The 25814-nt window shown below is 52.0% G+C and carries 18 protein-coding genes, 2 tRNA genes, 3 rRNA genes and 1 pseudogene; 16 read left to right on the top strand and 8 right to left on the bottom strand.

The annotated features are described in order from the left end of the window. Nucleotides 1-39 precede the first annotated feature (39 nt). Nucleotides 40-1203, bottom strand: coding sequence for an acetyl-CoA C-acyltransferase FadA (gene fadA / locus GPJ68_RS24305; RefSeq protein WP_016155148.1), 1164 nt, complete (start codon nucleotides 1201-1203; stop codon nucleotides 40-42). A 9-nt stretch (nucleotides 1204-1212) separates the two neighbouring features. Then, nucleotides 1213-3402, bottom strand: a complete 2190-nt coding sequence (gene fadB, locus GPJ68_RS24300) for a fatty acid oxidation complex subunit alpha FadB (protein ID WP_103767367.1) — start codon at nucleotides 3400-3402, stop codon at nucleotides 1213-1215. Between the two features lie 189 nt (nucleotides 3403-3591). Between fadB and pepQ the strand changes: the two genes are divergently transcribed. The 9 genes from pepQ (at nucleotide 3592) to rrf (ending at nucleotide 13139) form a co-directional block, all read left to right on the top strand. Continuing rightward, complete coding sequence (gene pepQ / locus GPJ68_RS24295) at nucleotides 3592-4923, top strand: Xaa-Pro dipeptidase (protein ID WP_180837042.1); 1332 nt, start codon at nucleotides 3592-3594, stop codon at nucleotides 4921-4923. Beyond that, nucleotides 4923-5537 (top strand): IMPACT family protein, encoded by a 615-nt coding sequence (locus tag GPJ68_RS24290; protein WP_016157859.1) that lies wholly within the window; start codon nucleotides 4923-4925, stop codon nucleotides 5535-5537. The genes pepQ and GPJ68_RS24290 overlap by 1 nt, the downstream gene beginning before the upstream one ends. 38 nt (nucleotides 5538-5575) lie before the next feature. Then, complete coding sequence (trkH, locus tag GPJ68_RS24285) at nucleotides 5576-7027, top strand: Trk system potassium transporter TrkH (protein WP_003017848.1); 1452 nt, start codon at nucleotides 5576-5578, stop codon at nucleotides 7025-7027. Between the two features lie 11 nt (nucleotides 7028-7038). Further along, nucleotides 7039-7584, top strand: coding sequence for a menaquinone-dependent protoporphyrinogen IX dehydrogenase (gene hemG, locus GPJ68_RS24280; RefSeq protein ID WP_016157860.1), 546 nt, complete (start codon nucleotides 7039-7041; stop codon nucleotides 7582-7584). Nucleotides 7585-7936: 352 nt separating this feature from the next. Further along, nucleotides 7937-9478: ribosomal RNA gene (locus GPJ68_RS24275) — 16S ribosomal RNA — on the top strand. A gap of 71 nt (nucleotides 9479-9549) precedes the next feature. Next, nucleotides 9550-9626: transfer RNA gene (locus tag GPJ68_RS24270), tRNA-Ile, on the top strand. Between the two features lie 108 nt (nucleotides 9627-9734). Beyond that, nucleotides 9735-9810: transfer RNA gene (locus GPJ68_RS24265), tRNA-Ala, on the top strand. Between the two features lie 207 nt (nucleotides 9811-10017). Continuing rightward, nucleotides 10018-12928: ribosomal RNA gene (locus GPJ68_RS24260) — 23S ribosomal RNA — on the top strand. A 95-nt stretch (nucleotides 12929-13023) separates the two neighbouring features. Further along, nucleotides 13024-13139: ribosomal RNA gene (gene rrf, locus GPJ68_RS24255) — 5S ribosomal RNA — on the top strand. Together the 16S, 23S and 5S rRNA genes with 2 tRNA genes alongside form the textbook arrangement of a ribosomal RNA operon. Nucleotides 13140-13260: 121 nt before the next feature. Here rrf and mobB read toward each other — a convergent pair. Continuing rightward, nucleotides 13261-13779: a molybdopterin-guanine dinucleotide biosynthesis protein MobB gene (gene mobB, locus GPJ68_RS24250; RefSeq protein ID WP_029139699.1), complete on the bottom strand. Its 519-nt coding sequence runs from the start codon at nucleotides 13777-13779 to the stop codon at nucleotides 13261-13263. Then, nucleotides 13761-14345: a molybdenum cofactor guanylyltransferase MobA gene (gene mobA / locus GPJ68_RS24245; RefSeq protein ID WP_016157861.1), complete on the bottom strand. Its 585-nt coding sequence runs from the start codon at nucleotides 14343-14345 to the stop codon at nucleotides 13761-13763. The genes mobB and mobA overlap by 19 nt, the downstream gene beginning before the upstream one ends. Before the next feature lie 69 nt (nucleotides 14346-14414). On the opposite strand from mobA, the gene GPJ68_RS24240 reads away from it, so the two are divergent. From GPJ68_RS24240 to dsbA, 3 genes are all read left to right on the top strand, one after another. Further along, nucleotides 14415-14684 carry a YihD family protein gene (locus GPJ68_RS24240; RefSeq protein WP_003028616.1) on the top strand — a complete coding sequence of 90 codons (270 nt, stop codon included), beginning with the start codon at nucleotides 14415-14417 and terminating at the stop codon, nucleotides 14682-14684. A 76-nt stretch (nucleotides 14685-14760) separates the two neighbouring features. Further along, on the top strand, nucleotides 14761-15747 hold the full coding sequence (locus GPJ68_RS24235; protein ID WP_016155155.1) for a serine/threonine protein kinase: 987 nt from the start codon (nucleotides 14761-14763) through the stop codon (nucleotides 15745-15747). A 16-nt stretch (nucleotides 15748-15763) separates the two neighbouring features. Beyond that, entirely contained in the window at nucleotides 15764-16387 is a 624-nt protein-coding gene (gene dsbA / locus GPJ68_RS24230; protein WP_016155156.1) for a thiol:disulfide interchange protein DsbA, read from the top strand. A gap of 13 nt (nucleotides 16388-16400) precedes the next feature. On the opposite strand, the gene GPJ68_RS24225 is transcribed toward dsbA, so the two are convergent. Then, entirely contained in the window at nucleotides 16401-17342 is a 942-nt protein-coding gene (locus GPJ68_RS24225; protein WP_016157862.1) for an acyltransferase, read from the bottom strand. Nucleotides 17343-17705: 363 nt separating this feature from the next. Here GPJ68_RS24225 and polA point away from each other — a divergent pair, with 363 nt between their 5' ends. Next, nucleotides 17706-20492 (top strand): DNA polymerase I, encoded by a 2787-nt coding sequence (gene polA / locus GPJ68_RS24220; protein ID WP_104652345.1) that lies wholly within the window; start codon nucleotides 17706-17708, stop codon nucleotides 20490-20492. A gap of 333 nt (nucleotides 20493-20825) precedes the next feature. On the opposite strand, the gene yihA is transcribed toward polA, so the two are convergent. After that, nucleotides 20826-21458, bottom strand: coding sequence for a ribosome biogenesis GTP-binding protein YihA/YsxC (gene yihA / locus GPJ68_RS24215; protein WP_005121851.1), 633 nt, complete (start codon nucleotides 21456-21458; stop codon nucleotides 20826-20828). A gap of 209 nt (nucleotides 21459-21667) precedes the next feature. Between yihA and GPJ68_RS24210 the strand changes: the two are divergent. The 3 genes and pseudogenes from GPJ68_RS24210 to hemN all read left to right on the top strand — a co-directional run bounded on the left by GPJ68_RS24210 (nucleotide 21668) and on the right by hemN (nucleotide 24093). Further along, a pseudogene (locus tag GPJ68_RS24210) lies at nucleotides 21668-21916 on the top strand (hypothetical protein). 105 nt (nucleotides 21917-22021) lie between these two features. Then, nucleotides 22022-22531, top strand: a complete 510-nt coding sequence (gene yihI / locus GPJ68_RS24205) for a Der GTPase-activating protein YihI (RefSeq protein ID WP_019077947.1) — start codon at nucleotides 22022-22024, stop codon at nucleotides 22529-22531. A 188-nt stretch (nucleotides 22532-22719) separates the two neighbouring features. Further along, nucleotides 22720-24093: an oxygen-independent coproporphyrinogen III oxidase gene (gene hemN, locus GPJ68_RS24200; RefSeq protein WP_075848752.1), complete on the top strand. Its 1374-nt coding sequence runs from the start codon at nucleotides 22720-22722 to the stop codon at nucleotides 24091-24093. An 87-nt stretch (nucleotides 24094-24180) separates the two neighbouring features. Here hemN and GPJ68_RS24195 read toward each other — a convergent pair whose 3' ends face one another. Together GPJ68_RS24195 and glnG are read right to left on the bottom strand one after the other, a co-directional pair. Next, nucleotides 24181-24291 (bottom strand): YshB family small membrane protein, encoded by a 111-nt coding sequence (locus GPJ68_RS24195; protein WP_087121870.1) that lies wholly within the window; start codon nucleotides 24289-24291, stop codon nucleotides 24181-24183. 112 nt (nucleotides 24292-24403) lie between these two features. Next, a complete protein-coding gene (glnG, locus tag GPJ68_RS24190; protein WP_180837040.1) occupies nucleotides 24404-25813 on the bottom strand; it encodes a nitrogen regulation protein NR(I) in 1410 nt (469 codons plus the stop codon). Nucleotide 25814 lies beyond the last annotated feature (1 nt).

The following is a 25814-nucleotide window of genomic DNA, read 5'->3' as shown; positions in this document are numbered from 1 at the left end:
CCGCGATGCAGCGCGAATTATTTGGGAATTTATCTTTGATTAAACTCGCTCAAATACCGTTGCGATACCCTGACCTAACCCGATACACATCGTCGCCAGACCAAACTGCACGTCTTTGCGTTCCATCAGGTTGAGCAGGGTGGTGCTGATACGCGCCCCAGAACAGCCCAGCGGGTGACCCAAGGCGATCGCCCCGCCGTTGAGGTTGATCTTCTCATCGATCTGCTCCATCAGCCCCAGATCTTTAATACACGGCAGGATCTGAGCGGCAAAGGCTTCGTTCATCTCAAACAAGCCGATGTCGCTGGTGGAGAGCCCCGCTTTTTTCAGCGCCAGCTTTGAGGCCGGAACCGGGCCGTAACCCATGATTGACGGATCGCAGCCGACAACAGCCATCGAACGAATACGGGCACGCGGCGTCAGACCCAGTTGACGGGCGCGGCTTTCGCTCATTACCAGCATCGCCGCTGCGCCGTCGGAGAGCGCAGAAGAGGTACCGGCAGTCACCGTTCCGTTCACCGGATCGAACGCTGGGCGCAGGGTGGAGAGCGCTTCAACGGTCGTTTCCGGACGGATAACCTCATCGTAGTTAAACTGCTTCAGCACGCCGTCGGCATCATGACCGCCGGTCGGGATGATTTCGTTTTTAAAAGCGCCAGACTGTGTTGCAGCCCAGGCGCGAGCGTGTGAACGTGCGGCGAAAGCGTCCTGCATTTCACGACTGATGCCGTGCATGCGGGAGAGCATTTCCGCGGTCAGGCCCATCATCCCTGCGGCTTTCGCCACGTTGCGGCTCATACCCGGGTGGAAATCAACGCCGTGGCTCATTGGCACATGGCCCATATGCTCAACGCCGCCAATCAGGCACGCCTGAGCATCGCCAGTCATGATCATGCGTGCCGCATCGTGCAGCGCCTGCATGGACGAACCGCACAGGCGATTGACCGTGACGGCCGGAACGGAGTGCGGAACTTCCGCTAGCAGCGCGGCATTACGGGCGATATTGAAACCCTGCTCCAGCGTTTGTTGCACACAGCCCCAGTAAATGTCATCAAGCGCGGTTGGCTCCAGCGCCGGATTACGCGCCAGCAGGCTACGCATTAAATGTGCAGAGAGATCTTCTGCCCGCACGTTCCGAAACGCGCCCCCTTTCGAACGGCCCATCGGGGTACGGATCGCATCAACAATTACAACCTGTTCCATTGTGACTCCTTAAGCCGTTTTCAGGCTGCCAACCGGGCGGGCTGGCTCAACCTGGGGATAATACGGTTCGTTATGGCGCGCTTTATCACGCAGACCGACCGGAACTTCATACAGCGGACCAAGGTGCTGATACTGCTGAGCCATATCGAGATACTTCGCGCTGCCGAGCGTATCCAGCCAGCGGAACGCACCGCCATGGAACGGAGGGAAGCCCAGACCGTATACCAGCGCCATATCGGCTTCTGCCGGGCTGGCGATAATGCCTTCTTCCAGGCAACGCACTACTTCGTTGACCATAGGGATCATCATGCGGGCGATAATCTCTTCATCGCTGAAGTCGCGTTTCGGCTGGCTGACCTCTGCCAGCAGATCGTCAACGATGGCATCTTCTTCTTTCTTCGGCTTGCCCTTGTTGTCTTCTTTATAACGCCAGAATCCAAGACCGTTTTTCTGCCCGAAACGGTTAGCATCAAACAGGGCGTCTATCGCATCGCGATAATCTTTCTGCATACGCTGAGGGAAGCCTGCGGACATCACCGCCTGCGCGTGGTGCGCGGTATCAATACCTACCACGTCCAGCAGATAAGCCGGGCCCATCGGCCAACCAAACTGTTTTTCCATCACTTTGTCGACTTTGCGGAAATCCGCCCCGTCGCGCAGCAGCTGACTGAAACCGGCAAAATAGGGAAACAGCACGCGGTTAACGAAGAAACCAGGGCAGTCATTAACCACAATCGGCGTTTTGCCCATCTGGCTTGCCCAGGCGACAACCTTAGCGATGGTTTCATCCGAGCTTTTCTCGCCGCGAATGATCTCAACCAGCGGCATACGGTGCACCGGGTTAAAGAAGTGCATCCCACAGAAGTTTTCCGGACGCTTAAGCGCGCTGGCCAGTTCGTTGATTGGGATGGTGGAAGTATTCGAAGCCAGTACGGTGTCCGGGCGAACCTGATCTTCGGTTTCCGCCAGTACCGCTTTTTTCACTTTTGGGTTTTCTACGACCGCTTCAACTACCACGTCCACGCGTTCGAAACCGCTATAGTCGAGGGTGGGGTGAATGGTGGAAATAACGCCCGCCATTTTCAGACCGTCAATTTTGCCGCGCTCCAGCTGTTTGTTCAGTAGCTTGGCCGCTTCGGTCATACCCAGCGTTAATGATTTGTCGTTGATATCTTTCATGACAACCGGCACGCCTTTCCAGGCCGACTGGTAAGCGATGCCGCCGCCCATAATGCCTGCGCCCAGCACAGCCGCTTGCTTTGGCGCTTCAACATTTTTGGTGAGCTTTTTGGCTTTGGCTTTCACGAACTGATCGTTAAGGAAAATTCCAACCAGTGCGCGGGCTTCATTGGTGTGCGCGAGTGGAACAAAGCTTTTATTTTCCAGATTCAGCGCTTCTTCACGACCAAAACGGGCCGCTGCTTCAATGGTTTTTACCGCGGTAATCGGTGCGGGATAATGCTTACCTGCCGTCTGCGCCACCATACCTTTGGCGATGGTAAAGCTCATTGCTGCTTCAATTTTGCTGAGTTTCAACGGCTCCAGCTTCGGCTGACGTTTGGCTTTCCAGTCGAGGTCGCCGTTAATCGCCTGACGTAATACCGCGATCGCGCCATCAAGCAGTTTGTCTTGCTTCACTACGCCATCGACCAGACCGATTTTTAGCGCCTGCTCAGCACCCACATCTTTACCCGCAGCAATAATTTCCAGCGCGCTGTCCGCACCCAGCATACGTGGCATACGCACGGAGCCGCCAAAGCCTGGCATAATGCCCAGCTTGGTTTCTGGCAAGCCGATGCGCAGGTCCGGCGTAGCCAGACGATAATCGGTCGCCAGGACACACTCGCAGCCACCGCCCAGCGCATAGCCGTTAACCGCTGAGAGAGTCGGAACAGGCAGATCTTCCAGGCGATTAAACACGCTGTTGGCAAAATGCAGCCACTGGCTCAGTTGCTCTTCAGGTACGAGGAACAGTGAAAGGAATTCGGTGATGTCGGCACCAACAATAAAGGCTGCTTTGTTAGAACGCAGCAGCAGCCCTTTTAAATTCGGTTGTTTTTCCAGCACGTCAAGCGCATGGCCCAGGCTGGCAACGGTGGCCGTGTCGAGTTTATTGACTGAACCTGGGGCATCGAACACCAGTTCGGCGATGCCATCTTCCAGCCAGTCGAGGTACAGGGTGTCGCCTTTGTAAAGCATGTCAGTCTCCTGAATCCGCAAGGTGATCTGGTCATACCAGATGAATCGAAGTGTGTGTTTTATGTTAAAAAAATGCAAATGAATGATTAAAGAAATGACGATTTGATCACGCTCGGCAGAAATCACGCACTCACAAAACGATGTGCTAAGATGCGGACACTTGAGGTCAAAAAAACAGAAGGATAGAAAATGGAATCACTGGCCGCACTCTATAAAAATCATATCGTTACCCTACAAGAACGGACGCGCGACGCGCTGGAGCGCTTCAAGCTGGATGCGTTACTTATTCACTCAGGAGAACTTGTTAACGTCTTTCTCGACGATCATCCCTACCCGTTTAAGGTCAATCCGCAATTCAAAGCCTGGGTGCCTGTAACGCAGGTTCCTAACTGCTGGTTGCTGGTGGATGGCGTGAATAAGCCGAAATTGTGGTTCTACCTGCCGGTCGATTACTGGCACAACGTTGAGCCGCTGCCGACCTCCTTCTGGACGGAAGAAATTGAGATCATCGCGCTGCCAAAAGCTGATGGTATCGGTAGCCAACTGCCTGCTGCTCGCGGCAATATCGGTTACATCGGTCCGGTTCCGGAACGCGCGCTGCAGCTGGACATCGCGGCCAGCAATATCAACCCTAAAGGGGTTATCGACTACCTACATTATTATCGTGCTTACAAAACAGATTACGAACTGGCCTGTATGCGCGAAGCACAGAAAATGGCGGTGAATGGACACCGTGCCGCGGAAGAAGCGTTCCGTTCCGGGATGAGCGAGTTTGACATCAACCTCGCTTACCTGACTGCTACCGGTCATCGCGACACCGACGTGCCGTACAGCAACATCGTGGCGCTTAACGAGCATGCTTCGGTTCTGCATTACACCAGGCTGGATCATCAGGCTCCGTCTGAAATCCGCAGTTTCCTGCTGGACGCCGGTGCGGAATACAACGGCTATGCAGCAGACCTGACGCGTACGTGGTCGGCGAAAAGCGACAACGACTATGCGCATCTGGTGAAGGATGTGAATGACGAGCAACTGGCGCTGATTGCCACTATGAAAGCGGGCACCAGCTACGTGGATTATCACATTCAGTTCCATCAGCGCATCGCGAAGCTGCTGCGTAAGCATCAAATCATCACCGATATGAGTGAAGAGGCGATGGTGGAAAACGATCTTACCGGGCCGTTTATGCCGCATGGTATTGGTCACCCGCTGGGCCTGCAGGTACACGATGTCGCTGGCTTTATGCAAGATGACAGCGGTTCGCATCTGGCCGCGCCGTCGAAGTATCCTTACCTGCGTTGCACCCGCGTTCTGCAACCGGGCATGGTCCTGACCATCGAACCGGGCATCTACTTCATTGAATCGCTGCTGGCGCCGTGGCGTGAAGGGCAGTTCAGCAAACACTTCAACTGGCAGAAAATTGAAGCCCTGAAACCGTTCGGCGGTATTCGTATTGAAGATAACGTGGTGGTCCACGAGAACAATATCGAAAACATGACACGGGATTTAAAACTGGCGTAATGGACAGTTGGTTAATCCCTGCGGCGCCGGTAATCGTCGTTGAAGAGATCAAAAAAAGCCGCTTCATTACGCTGCTCGCCCATACGGACGGCGTAGAAGCGGCGAAAGCGTTTGTTGAGTCAGTCAAAACGGAACACCCGGACGCCCGCCACCATTGTGTGGCTTGGGTGGCGGGCGCGCCCAATGACTCGCAGCAGCTGGGATTTTCAGACGATGGCGAACCGGCAGGTACGGCAGGAAAACCGATGCTCGCGCAGCTGATGGGGAGTGGCATCGGTGAGATTACCGCGGTGGTGGTGCGCTACTACGGCGGTATCCTTCTGGGTACGGGTGGGCTAGTGAAAGCCTACGGTGGCGGCGTGAATCAGGCGTTGCGTCAGTTAACGACGCAGCGCAAGACGCCATTAACCGAATATACTTTGCAGTGTGAGTACGGTCAGCTGGCAGGCATTGAAGCTTTGCTGGGGCAGTTTGACGGTAAAGTTGTTGCCAGTGATTACCAGGCTTTTGTTCGGCTCAGGGTGGCGCTTCCTTATGCCAAAGTGGATGAATTTTCGGCAAAACTGGCGGATTTTAGTCGTGGTTCATTGCAATTGTCAGCGATTGAAGAATAATCCCCACCTCATTTTAAAGAACTAAGGAAGCGGCAGAGATGCATTTTCGCGCCATCACCCGAATCGTTGGACTACTGGTCATCTTATTCTCGGGGACAATGATTATCCCCGGACTGGTAGCGCTCATCTACCGCGATGGGGCAGGGCGTGCGTTTACTCAAACTTTCTTCGTTGCTCTGGCGATCGGCTCCATGCTGTGGTGGCCAAACCGTAAAGAGAAGGGCGAGCTGAAATCGCGCGAAGGGTTTCTGATTGTCGTTTTGTTCTGGACCGTGCTGGGTAGCGTGGGTGCGCTACCGTTCATCTTTGCGGAAAGCCCTAACCTCACGATAACCGACGCTTTTTTTGAATCCTTCTCCGGATTAACCACCACGGGGGCGACAACGCTGGTGGGGCTGGATTCATTGCCACACGCTATCCTCTTTTATCGACAGATGCTGCAATGGTTCGGCGGGATGGGGATCATCGTGCTGGCGGTGGCTATTTTGCCTATTCTTGGCGTCGGTGGGATGCAGCTCTACCGGGCAGAAATGCCGGGCCCGCTGAAAGATAACAAAATGCGTCCGCGTATTGCCGAAACGGCGAAAACGCTGTGGCTTATCTATGTATTACTGACGGTGGCGTGTGCGCTGGCGCTATGGTTTGCCGGGATGCCCGCGTTTGACGCTATTGGGCACAGCTTTGCTACGATAGCCATCGGCGGCTTTTCCACACACGATGCCAGCGTGGGGTATTTCGACAGTCCCACGATTAACACCATTATTGCTATCTTCTTGCTGATCTCCGGTTGTAACTATGGTCTGCACTTCTCTTTATTAAGCGGTCGCAGCCTGAAGGTCTACTGGCGCGATCCAGAATTCCGCATGTTCATTGGGGTGCAGCTGACGCTGGTGGCTGTCTGTACGCTGGTGCTGTGGATACACAATACCTACGGTTCGGCACTCACGACCATCAACCAGGCTTTTTTTCAGGTGGTATCAATGGCGACGACCGCCGGATTCACTACGGACAGTATTGCCCGCTGGCCGTTGTTCCTGCCGGTGCTGTTGCTGTGTTCTGCTTTTATTGGCGGCTGTGCCGGGTCGACGGGCGGCGGCTTGAAGGTGATTCGAATCCTGTTGCTGTTTAAGCAGGGTAACCGCGAATTGAAACGACTGGTCCACCCGAATGCGGTTTACAGTATCAAGCTGGGTAACCGTGCTTTGCCGGAGCGAATCCTTGAAGCTGTGTGGGGATTCTTCTCTGCCTATGCGCTGGTCTTTATTATCAGTATGCTGGCGATTATTGCGACTGGTGTTGATGACTTCTCCGCGTTTGCCTCTGTTGTGGCGACGCTGAATAACCTGGGGCCAGGGCTGGGGGTTGTCGCCGACAACTTTGCCAGTATGAACCCCGTGGCGAAGTGGATCCTGATTGCCAATATGCTGTTTGGTCGTCTGGAGGTCTTTACCCTGCTGGTACTCTTTACCCCTACTTTCTGGCGTGAATAATGGAGTAACACGTGAAAACACTGATTCTTTTTTCTTCCCGGGACGGACAAACGCGTGAAATCGCCGAGTATCTGGCTTCTGAACTCAAAGAGCTGGGCGTTTGGGCGGATGTCGTTAATTTGCATCGTACCGCGGAGCCTGACTGGCAACATTATGACAGCGTGGTGATTGGCGCCTCGATTCGCTATGGTCATTACCATGCAGCTTTTCAGGAGTTTGTGAAAAAGCATGCCACGCGGCTGAATGCGATGCCGAGTGCCTTCTACTCCGTAAACCTGGTTGCCCGTAAACCGGAGAAACGCACGCCGCAAACTAACAGCTATGCGCGTAAGTTCCTGATGAGTTCGCCGTGGCGGCCTGATCGCAGTGCGGTTATTGCTGGCGCTTTGCTGTATCCACGCTATCGCTGGTATGACCGCGTTATGATCCAACTGATAATGAAGATGTCAGGCGGTGAAACAGATACCAATAAAGAAGTGGTGTATACCGATTGGGAACAGGTCGCGGATTTCGCGCGGGAAATCGCCCAATTAACCCACAAAACGTTGTCAAAATAAGCGCAAAGAATAAAAAATACGCACTCGGAAGATTATTTTAAATTTCCCCTTGTCAGCCTGAAATAACTCCCTATAATGCGCCTCCACTGACACGGAACAACGGATTACAAACCGCCGGGTCAGCGGAGAAAAGCGAAAATAAATGCTTGACTCTGAATGAGGAAAACGTAATATACGGGACCTCGCGACAGAGCGCTAAAGCGCGTCGCACCTGCTCTTTAACAATTTATCAGACAATCTGTGTGGGCACTCGAAGATACGGATTCTTAACGTCGCAAGACGAAAAATGAATACCAAGTCTCTGAGTGAACACGTAATTCATTACGAAGTTTAATTCACGAGCATCAAACTTAAATTGAAGAGTTTGATCATGGCTCAGATTGAACGCTGGCGGCAGGCCTAACACATGCAAGTCGAACGGTAGCACAGAGGAGCTTGCTCCTTGGGTGACGAGTGGCGGACGGGTGAGTAATGTCTGGGAAACTGCCCGATGGAGGGGGATAACTACTGGAAACGGTAGCTAATACCGCATAACGTCGCAAGACCAAAGAGGGGGACCTTCGGGCCTCTTGCCATCGGATGTGCCCAGATGGGATTAGCTAGTAGGTGGGGTAACGGCTCACCTAGGCGACGATCCCTAGCTGGTCTGAGAGGATGACCAGCCACACTGGAACTGAGACACGGTCCAGACTCCTACGGGAGGCAGCAGTGGGGAATATTGCACAATGGGCGCAAGCCTGATGCAGCCATGCCGCGTGTATGAAGAAGGCCTTCGGGTTGTAAAGTACTTTCAGCGAGGAGGAAGGTGTTGTGGTTAATAACCGCAGCAATTGACGTTACTCGCAGAAGAAGCACCGGCTAACTCCGTGCCAGCAGCCGCGGTAATACGGAGGGTGCAAGCGTTAATCGGAATTACTGGGCGTAAAGCGCACGCAGGCGGTCTGTCAAGTCGGATGTGAAATCCCCGGGCTCAACCTGGGAACTGCATCCGAAACTGGCAGGCTAGAGTCTTGTAGAGGGGGGTAGAATTCCAGGTGTAGCGGTGAAATGCGTAGAGATCTGGAGGAATACCGGTGGCGAAGGCGGCCCCCTGGACAAAGACTGACGCTCAGGTGCGAAAGCGTGGGGAGCAAACAGGATTAGATACCCTGGTAGTCCACGCCGTAAACGATGTCGACTTGGAGGTTGTGCCCTTGAGGCGTGGCTTCCGGAGCTAACGCGTTAAGTCGACCGCCTGGGGAGTACGGCCGCAAGGTTAAAACTCAAATGAATTGACGGGGGCCCGCACAAGCGGTGGAGCATGTGGTTTAATTCGATGCAACGCGAAGAACCTTACCTACTCTTGACATCCAGAGAAGTTTGCAGAGATGCGAACGTGCCTTCGGGAACTCTGAGACAGGTGCTGCATGGCTGTCGTCAGCTCGTGTTGTGAAATGTTGGGTTAAGTCCCGCAACGAGCGCAACCCTTATCCTTTGTTGCCAGCGGTTCGGCCGGGAACTCAAAGGAGACTGCCAGTGATAAACTGGAGGAAGGTGGGGATGACGTCAAGTCATCATGGCCCTTACGAGTAGGGCTACACACGTGCTACAATGGCATATACAAAGAGAAGCGACCTCGCGAGAGCAAGCGGACCTCATAAAGTATGTCGTAGTCCGGATTGGAGTCTGCAACTCGACTCCATGAAGTCGGAATCGCTAGTAATCGTGGATCAGAATGCCACGGTGAATACGTTCCCGGGCCTTGTACACACCGCCCGTCACACCATGGGAGTGGGTTGCAAAAGAAGTAGGTAGCTTAACCTTCGGGAGGGCGCTTACCACTTTGTGATTCATGACTGGGGTGAAGTCGTAACAAGGTAACCGTAGGGGAACCTGCGGTTGGATCACCTCCTTACCTTAAAGAAACGTTCTTTGTAGTGCTCACACAGATTGTCTGATGAAAATTAGCAGTAAGAAAATCTCTGCAGGCTTGTAGCTCAGGTGGTTAGAGCGCACCCCTGATAAGGGTGAGGTCGGTGGTTCAAGTCCACTCAGGCCTACCAAATTTCTGCTGATGCTGCGTTGCGGCGACGCTCACATACTTCAGTATGCTTCGCGTCACCACGCCTTGCCTCAACAGAAATTAAGGTTAAACGAGATTTAACTACGATGGGGCTATAGCTCAGCTGGGAGAGCGCCTGCTTTGCACGCAGGAGGTCTGCGGTTCGATCCCGCATAGCTCCACCATCTTTACTGCAAAAACACAAGAAAACTTCAGAGTGTACCTGAAAAGGTTCACTGCGAAGTTTTGCTCTTTAAAAATCTGGATCAAGCTGAAAATTGAAACGACACACTGTTTCATTTCTCCGTAAACAAGAAATGAAAAGCGGTGTGTTCGAGTCTCTCAAATTTTCGCAACACTGAAGTGTTTTACGAAACATCTTCGGGTTGTGAGGTTAAGCGACTAAGCGTACACGGTGGATGCCCTGGCAGTCAGAGGCGATGAAGGACGTGCTAATCTGCGATAAGCGTCGGTAAGGTGATATGAACCGTTATAACCGGCGATTTCCGAATGGGGAAACCCAGTGTGATTCGTCACACTATCATTGCGTGAATACATAGCGTAATGAAGCGAACCGGGGGAACTGAAACATCTAAGTACCCCGAGGAAAAGAAATCAACCGAGATTCCCCCAGTAGCGGCGAGCGAACGGGGAGCAGCCCAGAGTCTGAATCAGCATGTGTGGTAGTGGAACGGTCTGGAAAGTCCGACGGTACAGGGTGATAGTCCCGTACACAAAAGTGCATGTGTTGTGAACTCGAAGAGTAGGGCGGGACACGTGGTATCCTGTCTGAATATGGGGGGACCATCCTCCAAGGCTAAATACTCCTGACTGACCGATAGTGAACCAGTACCGTGAGGGAAAGGCGAAAAGAACCCCGGCGAGGGGAGTGAAAAAGAACCTGAAACCGTGTACGTACAAGCAGTGGGAGCCTCTTTATGGGGTGACTGCGTACCTTTTGTATAATGGGTCAGCGACTTATATTCTGTAGCAAGGTTAACCGAATAGGGGAGCCGAAGGGAAACCGAGTCTTAACTGGGCGTTAAGTTGCAGGGTATAGACCCGAAACCCGGTGATCTAGCCATGGGCAGGTTGAAGGTTGGGTAACACTAACTGGAGGACCGAACCGACTAATGTTGAAAAATTAGCGGATGACTTGTGGCTGGGGGTGAAAGGCCAATCAAACCGGGAGATAGCTGGTTCTCCCCGAAAGCTATTTAGGTAGCGCCTCGTGAATTCATCTTCGGGGGTAGAGCACTGTTTCGGCTAGGGGGTCATCCCGACTTACCAACCCGATGCAAACTGCGAATACCGAAGAATGTTATCACGGGAGACACACGGCGGGTGCTAACGTCCGTCGTGAAGAGGGAAACAACCCAGACCGCCAGCTAAGGTCCCAAAGTCATGGTTAAGTGGGAAACGATGTGGGAAGGCACAGACAGCCAGGATGTTGGCTTAGAAGCAGCCATCATTTAAAGAAAGCGTAATAGCTCACTGGTCGAGTCGGCCTGCGCGGAAGATGTAACGGGGCTAAACCATGCACCGAAGCTGCGGCAGCGACACTATGTGTTGTTGGGTAGGGGAGCGTTCTGTAAGCCGTTGAAGGTGGCCTGTGAGGGTTGCTGGAGGTATCAGAAGTGCGAATGCTGACATAAGTAACGATAATGCGGGTGAAAAACCCGCACGCCGGAAGACCAAGGGTTCCTGTCCAACGTTAATCGGGGCAGGGTGAGTCGACCCCTAAGGCGAGGCCGAAAGGCGTAGTCGATGGGAAACAGGTTAATATTCCTGTACTTGGTGTTACTGCGAGAGAGGGGGGGACGGAGAAGGCTATGTTAGCCGGGCGACGGTTGTCCCGGTTTAAGCATGTAGGCGGAGATTCCAGGTAAATCCGGAGTCTTGCTAACGCTGAGGTGTGATGACGAGGCACTACGGTGCTGAAGTAACAAATGCCCTGCTTCCAGGAAAAGCCTCTAAGCATCAGGTAACACGAAATCGTACCCCAAACCGACACAGGTGGTCAGGTAGAGAATACCAAGGCGCTTGAGAGAACTCGGGTGAAGGAACTAGGCAAAATGGTGCCGTAACTTCGGGAGAAGGCACGCTGATATGTAGGTGAAGTGATTTACTCATGGAGCTGAAATCAGTCGAAGATACCAGCTGGCTGCAACTGTTTATTAAAAACACAGCACTGTGCAAACACGAAAGTGGACGTATACGGTGTGACGCCTGCCCGGTGCCGGAAGGTTAATTGATGGGGTTATCCGTAAGGAGAAGCTCTTGATCGAAGCCCCGGTAAACGGCGGCCGTAACTATAACGGTCCTAAGGTAGCGAAATTCCTTGTCGGGTAAGTTCCGACCTGCACGAATGGCGTAATGATGGCCAGGCTGTCTCCACCCGAGACTCAGTGAAATTGAACTCGCTGTGAAGATGCAGTGTACCCGCGGCAAGACGGAAAGACCCCGTGAACCTTTACTATAGCTTGACACTGAACACTGGTCCTTGATGTGTAGGATAGGTGGGAGGCTTTGAAGTGTGGACGCCAGTCTGCATGGAGCCAACCTTGAAATACCACCCTTTAATGGCTGGTGTTCTAACGTAGACCCGTGATCCGGGTTGCGGACAGTGTCTGGTGGGTAGTTTGACTGGGGCGGTCTCCTCCTAAAGAGTAACGGAGGAGCACGAAGGTTAGCTAATCCTGGTCGGACATCAGGAGGTTAGTGCAAAGGCATAAGCTAGCTTGACTGCGAGAGTGACGGCTCGAGCAGGTGCGAAAGCAGGTCTTAGTGATCCGGTGGTTCTGAATGGAAGGGCCATCGCTCAACGGATAAAAGGTACTCCGGGGATAACAGGCTGATACCGCCCAAGAGTTCATATCGACGGCGGTGTTTGGCACCTCGATGTCGGCTCATCACATCCTGGGGCTGAAGTAGGTCCCAAGGGTATGGCTGTTCGCCATTTAAAGTGGTACGCGAGCTGGGTTTAGAACGTCGTGAGACAGTTCGGTCCCTATCTGCCGTGGGCGCTGGAGAATTGAGGGGGGCTGCTCCTAGTACGAGAGGACCGGAGTGGACGCATCACTGGTGTTCGGGTTGTCATGCCAATGGCATTGCCCGGTAGCTAAATGCGGAAGAGATAAGTGCTGAAAGCATCTAAGCACGAAACTTGCCCCGAGATGAGTTCTCCCTGACCCTTTAAGGGTCCTGAAGGAACGTTGAAGACGACGACGTTGATAGGTCGGGTGTGTAAGCGTAGCGATACGTTGAGCTAACCGATACTAATGAACCGTGAGGCTTAACCTTACAACGCCGAAGATGTTTTGGCGAAAGAGACACGAAATTCAGCTTGATTACAGATGACATCGACATGCGAAAAGTGTGTTGATAAACAGAATTTGCCTGGCGGCTGTAGCGCGGTGGTCCCACCTGACCCCATGCCGAACTCAGAAGTGAAACGCCGTAGCGCCGATGGTAGTGTGGGGTCTCCCCATGCGAGAGTAGGGAACTGCCAGGCATCAAATAAGTGAAGAAGCCCATCCTGCCGGATGGGCTTTTTTGCGTCTGCAGGGAATGAAAACTGCCGGATGTGACCTCCCGCCTGATCCGGCCTACAAAAGCGTATCACGACACAGCAGCTATCTTCTTATCCATTGCGTAACAAAATCGGCAACTTGCTGTATGTCGTTGATATCTAACAATGGAACATCCACCGCAAGCGGAATATCACTGGCAACCGCGATAACATAGTTGTCTAACGCCAGGTCCTCTGGACTGTGCCCGCAACCGTCGCGAAAAAGAACGATCTTAGCAACAGGTTCATGCTTAAAGCCTTCAACCAACACCATATCCAGTGTAGAAGCATCCATCCTGCTTACCAGGTACGCTAAATCCAGTTCGGGCTCTTCCGGGGTCTCTACCATTAATGCCCAGCGCTGCTGGCTGGCGACCAGGGTTTGTGCTGCACCGGCTTTGCGTAGCTCATAGCTATCTTTGCCGGGCTTATCAACATCCATATTGTGATGAGTATGCTTAATCAATCCGGGACGAATGCCTCTGGCACGTAGCTCCGGGATCAATTTTTTAAGCAGCGTAGTTTTTCCCGTTCCGCTCCATGCTGCTATAGCGAGTAATGGGATCATGATTTGTCCTGCCATTTTGCAAGTTCTTCAGGGGTGTTCACGTTCACGAACGCATCTTTATGATCGCTGAAATCGACAGCATGACCGCCAGCCTGGCGCATAAAGACCATAACGCGTCTTTCACCGGACTGAAGATAATCCTGTAGCAAGGGTTGCATGGTGCGGTGCATTAGCGCAATGGTCGGATGATCTCTTTCGCCATCATGCACCCAGACAACCGGTGCAGCTTTGCGCTGTTCCTTCAAACGTTTGACCAGATCGTGAGGAATATAGGGCATATCGCACGGGCAGAACAGAAACCACTCCCCCGCTTGCTGCAGGAATACCGATAGCATCCCGGCCAGTGGGCCAGGGAAATCGGCCAATGAATCAGGGATAACTTTCAGGCCGCTTTGTTGGTAAATATCCCGGTGGCGATTGGCATTAACCACCACGGTTTCGACCTGTAAAGCGAGGGTATCGGCCACATGCCGCCAAAGAGGTTTACCATCCAGCTCAAGCAGACCTTTATCGGTTCCGCCCATCCGTCTGGCCTTACCGCCTGCCAGCACAACCCCTGTTATTGCACTATCCAGAATCACTGATATCGCCTCTTTTAATGTGGGATTGACCCTGCTAACGTATCTGTATTGAGCCTAAGGAGCACAACCATGAAATGTAAACGTCTGAATGAAGTTATTGAACTCCTCCAGCCGGCCTGGCAGAAGGAACCCGATCTTAACCTGATGCAATTTTTACAGAAACTGGCGCAAGAGTCAGGTTTTGACGGCGAACTGGCGGATTTAACTGATGACATTCTGATCTATCACCTGAAAATGCGTGACTCGGCGAAAGACGCCGTCATCCCAGGTATTCAGAAAGATTATGAAGAAGATTTTAAAACCGCACTACTCCGCGCACGTGGCGTAATTAAAGAGTAAAAGCTTGTAATCGCCACCACCGAAAGCGCTGCGAAATGATATCCTGAATCATTCGTAGTATTTTCCGGATGATGGGATGAACGACAACGCTTTTAATTTCCAGACGCTACACCCGGATACCATCATGGATGCACTGTTTGAGCAGGGGATCCGGGTGGACTCCGGGCTTACCCCGCTTAACAGCTATGAAAACCGTGTCTATCAATTCCAGGACGAAGACCGTCGACGCTTTGTCGTTAAGTTTTATCGCCCTGAACGTTGGTCTGTCGAGCAGATCCAGGAAGAGCACCAGTTTGCTCTGGAACTGGTAAGCGATGAAGTCCCGGTAGCTGCACCGCTGGTACTAAGCGGCCAAACGCTGTTAAGCCATCAGGGTTTCCATTATGCGATCTTCCCCAGTGTCGGCGGACGGCAGTTTGAGGCCGACAATATCGATCAGATGGAGGCGGTGGGGCGCTATCTGGGGCGTATGCATCAGACCGGATGCAAGCGTACTTTTGCCTTTCGCCCGACGATTGGCCTTGAAGAATACCTGACTGAGCCGCGTAAGCTTTTTGAACACGCACAGTTGATCCCATCAGGGCAAAAAGCGGCTTTTCTGAAGGCAACGGATGCGCTTATCGCGGTCGTTACCGAACGCTGGCATGCACGTTTTACCACGTTACGTCTGCACGGTGATTGTCATGCCGGTAATATTCTGTGGCGCGATGGTCCGATGTTTGTCGATTTAGATGATGCCCGAAATGGCCCGGCTGTTCAGGATTTATGGATGCTCCTCAATGGCGATAAAGCTGAACAACGCATGCAGCTTGAAACCATTATCGAGGCTTATGAAGAGTTTAGTGAGTTCGACACCTCTGAAATCGGACTGATAGAACCTTTACGCGCTATGCGTTTAGTTTATTATCTTGCCTGGCTAATTCGACGTTGGGCTGACCCTGCGTTTCCAAAAAACTTCCCGTGGTTAACCGGGGAAGATTACTGGCATCGTCAGACCGCGACTTTTATTGAGCAGGCAAAAATTCTGCAAGAGCCCCCCTTACAATTAACGCCAATGTATTAATCGGAGAAATTTGAACATGAAAAAATTATGGCTGGCGCTGGCTGGTATGGTTTTAGCTTTTAGCGCATCTGCAGCGCAGTTCCAGGATGGCAAACAATACATCACTCTGGAAAAGCCTGTTGCGGGTGAACCGCAAGTGTTGGAGTTCTTCTCCTTCTACTGCCCGCACTGCTATCAGTTTGAAGAAGTTCTTCACGTATCTGATAACGTGAAGAAAAAACTGCCGGAAGGCACCAAGATGACTAAGTACCACGTCGAGTTTCTGGGGCCGTTGGGCAAAGATCTGACGCAAGCTTGGGCCGTTGCTATGGCGCTGGGCGTTGAAGATCAAGTAACCGTTCCGTTGTTTGAAGGGGTTCAGAAAACCCAGACCGTTCAGTCTGTAGCTGATATCCGTAAAGTGTTTGTCGACGCGGGTATTAAAGGTGAAGACTATGATGCGGCATGGAACAGCTTCGTGGTGAAATCACTCGTGGCGCAGCAGGAAAAAGCGGCGGCTGATTTACAGCTGCAGGGCGTTCCGGCAATGTTCGTGAATGGCAAATATCAGGTAAATCCGCAGGGCATGGATACCAGCAGCATGGATATCTTTGTACAACAGTATGCGGATACTGTGAAGTATCTGGTTGGTCAGAAGTAAAAGCAAAAGCCGGTCACTTGTGCTGACCGGCTTTTTCATTTGAGGCTTTAATCGCGTCGAGTTGCGCGTCTTTCTCACTCCACAGCGTATTAAGCCACAGCTGAAACCGACGCTTGAATCCCTTATCGTTCACGTAATCACCGTGTAACTCTTCATGAATTGGCTCGAGATTCACCCGCACGACAATACGCGTTAGCTTACCGCTCAGCATATCGTAGAACGGTCGGCTGCTATTTTCCGGATAGCACAACGTGACGTTCAACATTTTATCGAACTGCGACCCCAGTACGTTCAATGCCATCGCAATACCGGCCGCCTTTGGAGGGAGCAAGTTTTGATAAGGAGAGCGGGTTTGCTCACGTTTCTCTTTGGTAAAGCGTGAACCTTCGACAAAATTCACAATAGTTGTCGGGTGTACGCGAAACTTCTCGCAGGAACGACGCGTTGTTTCGACATCTTTACCGCGCCGTTCTGGATGACGGAGCAGGTAGCCTCGCGAATAGCGTTTCATAAACGGCATATCCAGCGCCCAGCAGGCCAGGCCAATAAAGGGCACCCAGGCCAGTTGTTGCTTGAGGAAATATTTATTCATGGGGATGTGCTTACGGAACAGCACGCAAAGCACAACGATGTCAGCCCAACTGTAATGGTTACAAATGAGCAGATACCAGTTTTTCTTGCTAAGACCTTCCAGTCCCTCGACATCCCACTTCAGTCGCGGATTGAGGTGTAGCAGTAGCGCCAGACCTTCACACCAGCAGTACATCATGAAATTACAGAAGACAGAAACCTTGCGCCAGACAACGGGAACGGGCAAAAGGAGTTTTACAACCCCGGCAAGGATGATCGGCACAGAACAAAAAATCGTGACCAATATGGTCAATACGATACTCAGCAACAGCGTTATCGCAGCGAGTATTCTCGTCATAATTAAATTATTCAAAAGGTTAGCCATAGATAGTGCGCTAAAGAGGCGCAAGGGGCTGATTTTATCAGAAAACGAACCAAATGATGGATCTTCCCTGAATAGAAAAAAAGGGAATATCTATCCACATCAGGATATAAGCTGTATAAATGGAATAAAATGCTACGTATTTATTTAAGCTTCTGAAATATATGTATAAATAAAATGATGTGTTAATTTCATTGCTATATTTAAAGAGCTGAAAATTATTTATTCACAAAGTTATCCACAGTCTTCTTTGCGCTCAAAGCAGAAGATCTACAAAAGTTTTTCGACAAATGCGGCGAAAAACTCATGTTTTCATCCTGTCTGTGGCATCCTTTACCCATAATCTGATAAACAGGCACGGACATTATGGTTCAGATCCCAGAAAACCCACTTATCCTTGTAGATGGCTCCTCTTACCTGTATCGCGCATACCATGCGTTCCCGCCGCTGACCAACAGTGCAGGAGAACCTACTGGCGCGATGTATGGTGTCCTCAACATGCTGCGTAGCTTGATTCTGCAATATCAGCCGACCCATGCTGCGGTGGTATTCGACGCTAAGGGTAAAACCTTCCGTGATGAGTTATTCGAACACTACAAGTCACACCGCCCACCCATGCCGGACGATCTGCGTGCGCAGATTGAGCCTCTGCATGCGATGGTAAAAGCGATGGGGTTGCCACTGCTGGCCGTTTCGGGCGTGGAAGCAGACGATGTCATCGGTACGCTGGCGCGAGAAGCAGAGAAGGTGGGGCGTCCGGTGCTGATTAGCACCGGTGATAAAGATATGGCTCAGTTGGTGACGCCGAATATCACCCTGATCAACACCATGACCAATACGATCCTCGGCCCGGATGAAGTGGTGAATAAATATGGTGTTCCACCAGAACTGATCATCGATTTCCTGGCGCTGATGGGGGATTCCTCAGATAACATCCCAGGCGTTCCTGGCGTAGGTGAAAAAACCGCGCAGGCTCTGCTGCAGGGGCTGGGGGGGCTGGATACCCTCTATGCTGAATCAGACAAAATCGCGGGGCTGACTTTCCGTGGTGCGAAAACTATGGCGAGCAAACTTGAGCAGAATAAAGAGGTAGCGTACCTCTCTTATCAATTAGCTACCATCAAAACGGATGTTGAACTGGAGTTGACCTGCGAGCAGTTGGAAGTACGTCAGCCGGCAGCGGATGAACTACTTGGCCTGTTTAAACAGTACGAATTCAAGCGTTGGGTTACTGACGTTGAAGCGGGTAAATGGCTACAGGCGAAAGGAACGAAGCCGGCGGCAAAACCACAGGAAACTATCGCCGTCGATGAAACGCCTGAGGGGCCGGCCACGGTTCTCTCGTATGATAAATATGTGACAATTCTGGATGAAGCGACGCTGGAAGAGTGGATTGCGAAGCTGAAAAAAGCGCCTGTCTTTGCCTTCGATACTGAAACTGACAGCCTGGACAACATCTCTGCGAATCTGGTTGGCCTGTCTTTTGCCATTGAACCGGGTGTGGCTGCATATGTTCCTGTTGCCCACGATTACCTGGACGCCCCTGATCAGATCGCTCGCGACCGCGCGCTGGCATTGCTGAAGCCGCTGCTGGAAGATGAGAACGCGCATAAAGTCGGGCAAAACCTGAAGTACGATCGCGGTATCCTGGCGAACTATGGCATTGAACTGCGTGGCATCACCTATGACACCATGCTCGAATCCTACATTCTTAACAGCGTCGCTGGCCGACACGATATGGACAGCCTGTCGGACCGCTGGCTGAAACATAAAACCATCACCTTTGAAGAGATCGCCGGAAAGGGCAAAAACCAGCTGACCTTTAACCAGATAGCGCTGGAAGAAGCCGGACGTTATGCTGCGGAAGACGCCGACGTTACGCTACAGCTCCATCTCAAAATGTGGCCAGAATTGCAGCAGCATAAAGGACCGCTGAACGTCTTTGAAAATATCGATATGCCGCTGGTTCCTGTTTTGTCTCGCGTTGAGCGCAATGGTGTGAAAATCGATCCGGCTGTTCTGCACAAACATTCAGAAGAGCTGACGCTGCGTTTGAACGAGCTGGAGCAAAAAGCGCACGAGATCGCCGGAGAAGCGTTTAACCTCTCTTCCACCAAACAATTGCAAACTATCCTGTTTGAAAAGCAGGGTATTAAGCCGCTGAAGAAAACCCCTGGCGGCGCGCCATCAACGTCGGAAGAGGTACTGGAAGAGCTCGCGCTCGATTACCCATTGCCGAAAGTGATCCTGGAATATCGCGGCTTAGCAAAACTGAAGTCGACCTATACGGATAAGCTTCCGTTGATGATTAACAAGAAAACCGGGCGCGTTCACACCTCCTATCACCAGGCGGTGACCGCTACCGGGCGCTTGTCATCCACGGATCCAAACCTGCAGAACATCCCGGTACGTAATGACGAAGGTCGTCGTATTCGTCAGGCGTTTATTGCGCCAGAAGACTACGTGATTGTCTCTGCAGACTACTCACAGATTGAACTGCGTATCATGGCGCATCTCTCGCGTGATAAAGGTCTGCTTACCGCATTTGCCGAAGGGAAAGATATTCACCGCGCAACGGCGGCGGAAGTCTTTGGCTTACCGCTGGATTCCGTGACTGGTGAACAACGCCGCAGCGCGAAAGCCATCAACTTCGGTCTGATCTACGGGATGAGTGCCTTTGGTTTGGCGCGCCAGTTGAATATTCCGCGTAAAGAAGCACAGAAGTACATGGATCTCTACTTCGAACGCTACCCTGGCGTGCTGGAATATATGGAACGCACCCGTGCACAGGCAAAAGAGCAAGGTTATGTTGAAACGCTGGAAGGGCGTCGTCTCTATTTACCGGATATTAAATCCAGTAATGGCGCTCGTCGCGCTGGTGCAGAGCGCGCGGCGATTAACGCCCCGATGCAGGGTACTGCCGCAGACATTATCAAACGAGCCATGATTGCGGTGGACGGATGGCTACAAACCGAGCAACCACGTGTGCGCATGATCATGCAGGTACACGATGAACTGGTGTTTGAAGTGCATAAAGATGACCTCGAAAGCGTCTCTAAAAAGATCCATCAACTGATGGAAAACGAGACCCAGATTGATGTGCCGTTGCTGGTGGAAGTCGGTAGTGGCGAAAACTGGGATCAGGCGCACTAAGGGTTTACTGAATAACGCCCCTTTTTCGTAACTAAGCAACATAAGATAGAACTTTTTGTGATGTCCATTAGAATTCCCTATGTAAGGAATGAAAAAAAATTACAAAAAGTGCTTTCTGAGCTGCTCAAAAAAGAGTAAAGTTATTCACGTAGGGTACAGAGGTAAGATGTTCTATCTTTCAGACCTTTTACTTCACGTAATCGGATTTGGCTGAATATTTTAGCCGCCCCAGTCAGTAATGACTGGGGCGTTTTTTATTGTGCGAAAGAAAAGTTTCGTACAGGCTGTAGGCCGGATAAGACGCGCAGCGGCGCTATCCGGCATATCGGTGGGTTACTCCCCGTCCTGCATCTCTTCAATCGGCGCCAGTTCACTAAACCAGCTATCCAGCTTCTGCCGAAGTTTGTCCACGCCCAGTTTTTTCAGTGATGAAAATGCTTCTACCTGTACATCACCGTTAAATGCCAGTACGGCTTCACGTACCATATTCAACTGGGCTTTGCGCGCACCGCTGGCCAGCTTGTCTGCTTTAGTCAGCAGTACCAGAACCTGAACGTTGCTCTCAACCGCCCACAGGATCATCTGCTGGTCGAGGTCTTTTAGCGGGTGACGAATATCCATCAATACCACCAGACCTTGCAGGCTCTGACGTTTTTCCAGATATTCAGCCAGCGCGCGCTGCCATTTGCGCTTCATCTCTTCCGGAACTTCGGCATAACCGTATCCTGGCAAATCGACCAGGCGTTTGCCGTCAACGACTTCAAACAAGTTGATGAGCTGAGTACGACCCGGCGTTTTAGATGTACGCGCCAGACTCTTTTGATTCGTCAGGGTATTTAGCGCACTGGATTTGCCTGCGTTGGAACGGCCAGCAAAAGCCACTTCGATACCGGTATCGGAAGGTAAGTGGCGAATATCAGGCGCACTCATCACAAAGTGCGTCTGTTGATAATTCAAGTTAGTCAAAGCAGTCCTCTCCATCAATCAGGGCTTTGCAGCGATTATACCTGAACCCCAGCAAAAGGCTGGTTTTTCGACGCGTAGGCTATGTAAGTAAAAACCTCGTACTTTGTGAGACATTGCCGATAGTTTCTATACGAGATGACAGAGTAAAAAATGACGTAACTAAAATAAATCATATAGTTAAGATAAGGCACTATTCTTAAAGTCCGAAATTGTTACCCAGGTTACTTGTACGTTTAAACCAAAGCGGTAAAGTAGCGCCCATAGCGAGGAAGCTGACAGGATAGTCGACTCAGGATGAGGGTCAGGAGCGCCAGGAGGCGAAGGCACAGGATTGTCAGGGAGACAAACGTCCGGAGACGTTAGTAAAAGGAAATGGAAACAACACGGAATGTTTCAGGCTAAGGGAAAAACAGGGTGTGTTGATAGCCAACAAGGATTGTAGAGCCCGTAAGGGTTGAGAGTCAGGAAAAAAGGCGACAGATTACTCTGTCGCCTTTTTTCTTTATTTCTGCTAGATTCCGGCGCAATTATATACTGAATAAAACAGCCAAAGACGAATCATGATGAAACCAACTTCTACACCACGCGGTAAAGGTCCTGCAAAAGCGCGTCGTAAAACACGCGAAGAAATTAATCAGGAAGCTCGCGACCGTAAGCGCCAGAAAAAACACCGTGGTCATGCGGCGGGTAGCCGTGCGTCCGGTAGCGAAGGCGCATCTGGTGGCGGAAACCAAAATAAGCAAAAAGATCCTCGTATTGGCAGCAAAAACCCCATTCCATTGGGCGTGACCGAAAAAGTCACCAAACAGCACAAACCGAAGAGTGAGAAACCTATGCTTTCACCACAGGCTGAGTTGGATTTACTGGAAACGGATGAGCGCCTGGATGCGCTGCTGGAGCGTCTTGAAGCAGGAGAAACCCTGAGCGCGGAAGATCAGACCTGGGTTGATGCCAAGCTGGACCGCATCGATGAGCTGATGCAAAAGCTGGGTCTTTCTTACGATGACGAGGAAGAAGAGGAAGAGGAAGAAAAGCAGGAAGACATGATGCGTCTGCTGAAAGGCGGCAACTAACGGTTTTACACCGTGGGTCTTCCCGTCCTGCTTATAACCCTTCCGGTTATATGTTATCTGGTGTGGTTATTCGTTAAACTACAGCGGTTGTCGCGGCGACAGAAGTGGCTGCGCAACCGGCTTATCACCCGCACTGGGGTTAAGCCGGTACGCCGTACCCGCCAGAGACGCCATCGGAAGGAGTGAGCATGTCAGAGCAGTTAATAGACTGGGACCTGGCCCTGATCCAGAAATATAACTATTCCGGGCCACGATATACCTCGTACCCGACCGCGCTGGAGTTTTCTGAAGACTACGGCACAGAAGCATTTCTAAAGGCCGTGGCGCGTTATCCTGAGCGTCCGCTCTCGCTGTACGTTCACATCCCGTTCTGCCACAAACTGTGCTACTTCTGTGGCTGCAACAAGATTGTGACTCGCCAGCAGCATAAAGCAGATCAATATCTCGATGCCCTGGAACAAGAAATTATTCATCGCGCACCGCTGTTCGCCGGGCGCCATGTCAGCCAGCTGCACTGGGGCGGCGGCACGCCAACGTATCTGAATAAAGCGCAAATCAGCCGTTTGATGTCACTGCTGCGTGGCAATTTCAACTTTAACGACGATGCCGAAATCTCGATCGAAGTGGATCCGCGTGAAATCGAGCTGGATGTCCTTGATCATTTACGCGCTGAAGGTTTTAACCGTTTGAGCATGGGAGTGCAGGACTTCAACAAAGAAGTCCAGCGCCTGGTGAACCGTGAGCAGGATGAGGAGTTTATCTTTGCGCTGCTGAATCATGCGCGGGAGATTGGCTTTACCTCAACGAATATCGATCTGATTTATGGCCTGCCAAAACAGACGCCAGAGAGCTTCGCCTTTACCCTGAAACGCGTGGCTGAGCTGAATCCAGACCGTCTGAGCGTCTTTAACTACGCGCACCTGCCGACGCTGTTTGCTGCCCAGCGCAAGATTAAAGATGCCGACCTGCCCAGCGCGCAGCAGAAGCTGGATATCCTGCAGGAGACCATCTCTTCACTGACCGAAACTGGCTATCAGTTCATTGGCATGGATCACTTTGCCCGCCCGGATGACGAACTGGCCATTGCTCAACGCGAGGGCGTTTTGCATCGCAATTTCCAGGGCTATACCACCCAGGGGGATACCGATCTGCTGGGGATGGGCGTATCGGCCATCAGTATGATTGGCGACAACTACGCGCAGAATCAGAAAGAGCTGAAGCACTATTACCAGCAGGTAGACGAGCAGGGGAATGCGCTGTGGCGCGGAATTGCCCTGACCCGCGACGACTGCATTCGTCGGGATGTTATTAAGCTCCTGATCTGCAATTTCCGCCTCGACTATGCCGCCGTGGAACAGCAATGGGGTCTGAACTTCGCTGACTATTTTGCCGAAGACCTGAAACTGCTGGCGCCGCTGGCGAAAGATGGGCTGGTGGATGTGGATGAGAAGGGGATTCAGGTTACGCCGAAGGGGCGTCTGCTGATTCGTAATATTTGCATGTGCTTCGATGCATATCTGCGCCAAAAAGCGCGTTTGCAGCAGTTCTCGCGCGTTATTTAGCCGGGTTGCCCGGTGGCGCTTCGCTTACCGGGCCTACGAAATCTCAATACGTAGGTCGGGTAAGCGAAGCGCCACCCGACAAACCCGCTAGCTGAACAGCCCAACCAGCGCCGCACACAGCACGGCGGCAACCGCAGTTTGTGGCGTATGGCTTTCAACCGCACCGCTCGATAGCATATTTATCATTGATTCCAGCATGATGACTTCCCCCCGTTTGCCGGGCACGATCATACTTAACTCATCGGAACAGTAAAGCGCAAAATAGCAGCAATTTGCGCTCAATTATCAATCTTTACACAGTGACCGATCGTCACTCCATTCCGAGTTCTTTTAACTTACGCGTCAAGGTATTACGGCCCCAACCGAGCAGCCGTGCCGCTTCCTGTTTATGCCCCTGGGTATGACGTAGCGCGGTGGTCAGCAGCGTGCGCTCCATCTCCGGTTGAGCCTCTGAAAGCAGGTTTTGATGACCGGAACGTAATGCCCGATCCGCCCACTGTGCCAACAGGGTTGCCCAACTGTCTGGCTGCATATGGGACGGTGCGTCAGGCACGGTGGTTTCAAACAGTTCGGTCGGTAAGTCCTGAATGAGTACTTCCTGTCCGGCGGCCATTACGGTTAACCAGCGACAGGTATTCTCAAGCTGACGCACGTTTCCCGGCCATGACAGACGGGTGAGCGCCGCCTCGGTTTCAGTGTGTAATTGCTTGGCTTCTACTCCCAGTTCGCGGGCGGCCTCCTGCAGGAAATGACGCGCCAGGCATGGGATATCTTCCCGACGTTCGCGCAGTGGCGGCAGATGCACCCGGATGACGTTCAGGCGATGGAATAAGTCCTCACGGAATTTGCCTTCCTGCACCCGCAGTTCCAGGTTCTGGTGCGTGGCGGCGATAATACGTACGTCCACCTTCACAGGCGCATAACCGCCAACGCGGTAAAACTGTCCATCGGCTAATACGCGCAATAAACGTGTCTGCACGTCCAGCGGCATATCGCCAATTTCATCGAGGAACAGCGTGCCGCCGTCTGCCTGTTCAAAGCGCCCCTGACGAATCGTATTCGCCCCGGTAAACGCCCCTTTTTCATGGCCAAACAGCTCAGACTCGATCAAATCTTTCGGAATAGCAGCCATGTTCAGCGCGATAAACGGTGCTTTGACGCGCGGACTATGACGGTGCAACGCATGGGCGACCAGCTCTTTACCGGTCCCGGACTCTCCGTTAATCAATACGCTGATTGAAGAACGGGACAGGCGACCAATAATGCGAAAGACGTCTTGCATTGCCGGTGCTTCGCCGATGATGTCGGTTGTTGGGCCGTTGATCTGAACATTACGCGGTTGCTGCTGTTCCTGATAATGGCTGATGGCGCGTTCGACCAGCGCCACGGCTTCATCAATATCAAAAGGTTTGGGCAGATAATCAAACGCCCCTTGCTGGTAGGCGCTGACGGCAGCATCCAGATCGGAGTGTGCGGTCATTATGATGACCGGAAGCATCGGATGCCGCTGTTTGATCTGTTTTAACAGCGTCAGGCCGTCCATGCCCGGCATACGGATATCCGACAGCAGTACGTCCGGCGTTTTGCTGGCCAGCGCGTCCAGTACCTCTTTACCACTCTCAAATGTAGTGCAGCTTAGTCCTGCCCCTGCGAGCGCACGTTCAAGCACCCAACGGATGGAACTATCGTCATCAACTACCCAGACTATTCCTCGTTGCATA

The sequence above is a fragment of the Citrobacter sp. 172116965 genome (assembly GCF_013458095.1).
Classification (GTDB): Bacteria; Pseudomonadota; Gammaproteobacteria; order Enterobacterales; family Enterobacteriaceae; genus Citrobacter; species Citrobacter braakii.
The sequence above is the reverse complement of the archived record's forward strand: the minus strand, read 5'-3'. Positions and strand labels throughout refer to the sequence as shown.

Excerpts from the sequence above, each read along its gene's own strand:
- dsbA (WP_016155156.1), top strand. The coding sequence starts at position 15,764 with ATGAAAAAATTATGGCTGGCGCTGGCTGGTATGGTTTTAGCTTTTAGC.
- fadB (WP_103767367.1), bottom strand. The coding sequence starts at position 3,402 with ATGCTTTACAAAGGCGACACCCTGTACCTCGACTGGCTGGAAGATGGC.
- glnG (WP_180837040.1), bottom strand. The coding sequence starts at position 25,813 with ATGCAACGAGGAATAGTCTGGGTAGTTGATGACGATAGTTCCATCCGT.
- GPJ68_RS24225 (WP_016157862.1), bottom strand. The coding sequence starts at position 17,342 with ATGGCTAACCTTTTGAATAATTTAATTATGACGAGAATACTCGCTGCG.
- pepQ (WP_180837042.1), top strand. The coding sequence starts at position 3,592 with ATGGAATCACTGGCCGCACTCTATAAAAATCATATCGTTACCCTACAA.
- fadA (WP_016155148.1), bottom strand. The coding sequence starts at position 1,203 with ATGGAACAGGTTGTAATTGTTGATGCGATCCGTACCCCGATGGGCCGT.
- hemN (WP_075848752.1), top strand. The coding sequence starts at position 22,720 with ATGTCAGAGCAGTTAATAGACTGGGACCTGGCCCTGATCCAGAAATAT.
- GPJ68_RS24195 (WP_087121870.1), bottom strand. The coding sequence starts at position 24,291 with ATGCTGGAATCAATGATAAATATGCTATCGAGCGGTGCGGTTGAAAGC.
- polA (WP_104652345.1), top strand. The coding sequence starts at position 17,706 with ATGGTTCAGATCCCAGAAAACCCACTTATCCTTGTAGATGGCTCCTCT.
- GPJ68_RS24235 (WP_016155155.1), top strand. The coding sequence starts at position 14,761 with ATGAACGACAACGCTTTTAATTTCCAGACGCTACACCCGGATACCATC.
- trkH (WP_003017848.1), top strand. The coding sequence starts at position 5,576 with ATGCATTTTCGCGCCATCACCCGAATCGTTGGACTACTGGTCATCTTA.
- yihI (WP_019077947.1), top strand. The coding sequence starts at position 22,022 with ATGAAACCAACTTCTACACCACGCGGTAAAGGTCCTGCAAAAGCGCGT.
- mobB (WP_029139699.1), bottom strand. The coding sequence starts at position 13,779 with ATGGCAGGACAAATCATGATCCCATTACTCGCTATAGCAGCATGGAGC.
- GPJ68_RS24240 (WP_003028616.1), top strand. The coding sequence starts at position 14,415 with ATGAAATGTAAACGTCTGAATGAAGTTATTGAACTCCTCCAGCCGGCC.
- GPJ68_RS24290 (WP_016157859.1), top strand. The coding sequence starts at position 4,923 with ATGGACAGTTGGTTAATCCCTGCGGCGCCGGTAATCGTCGTTGAAGAG.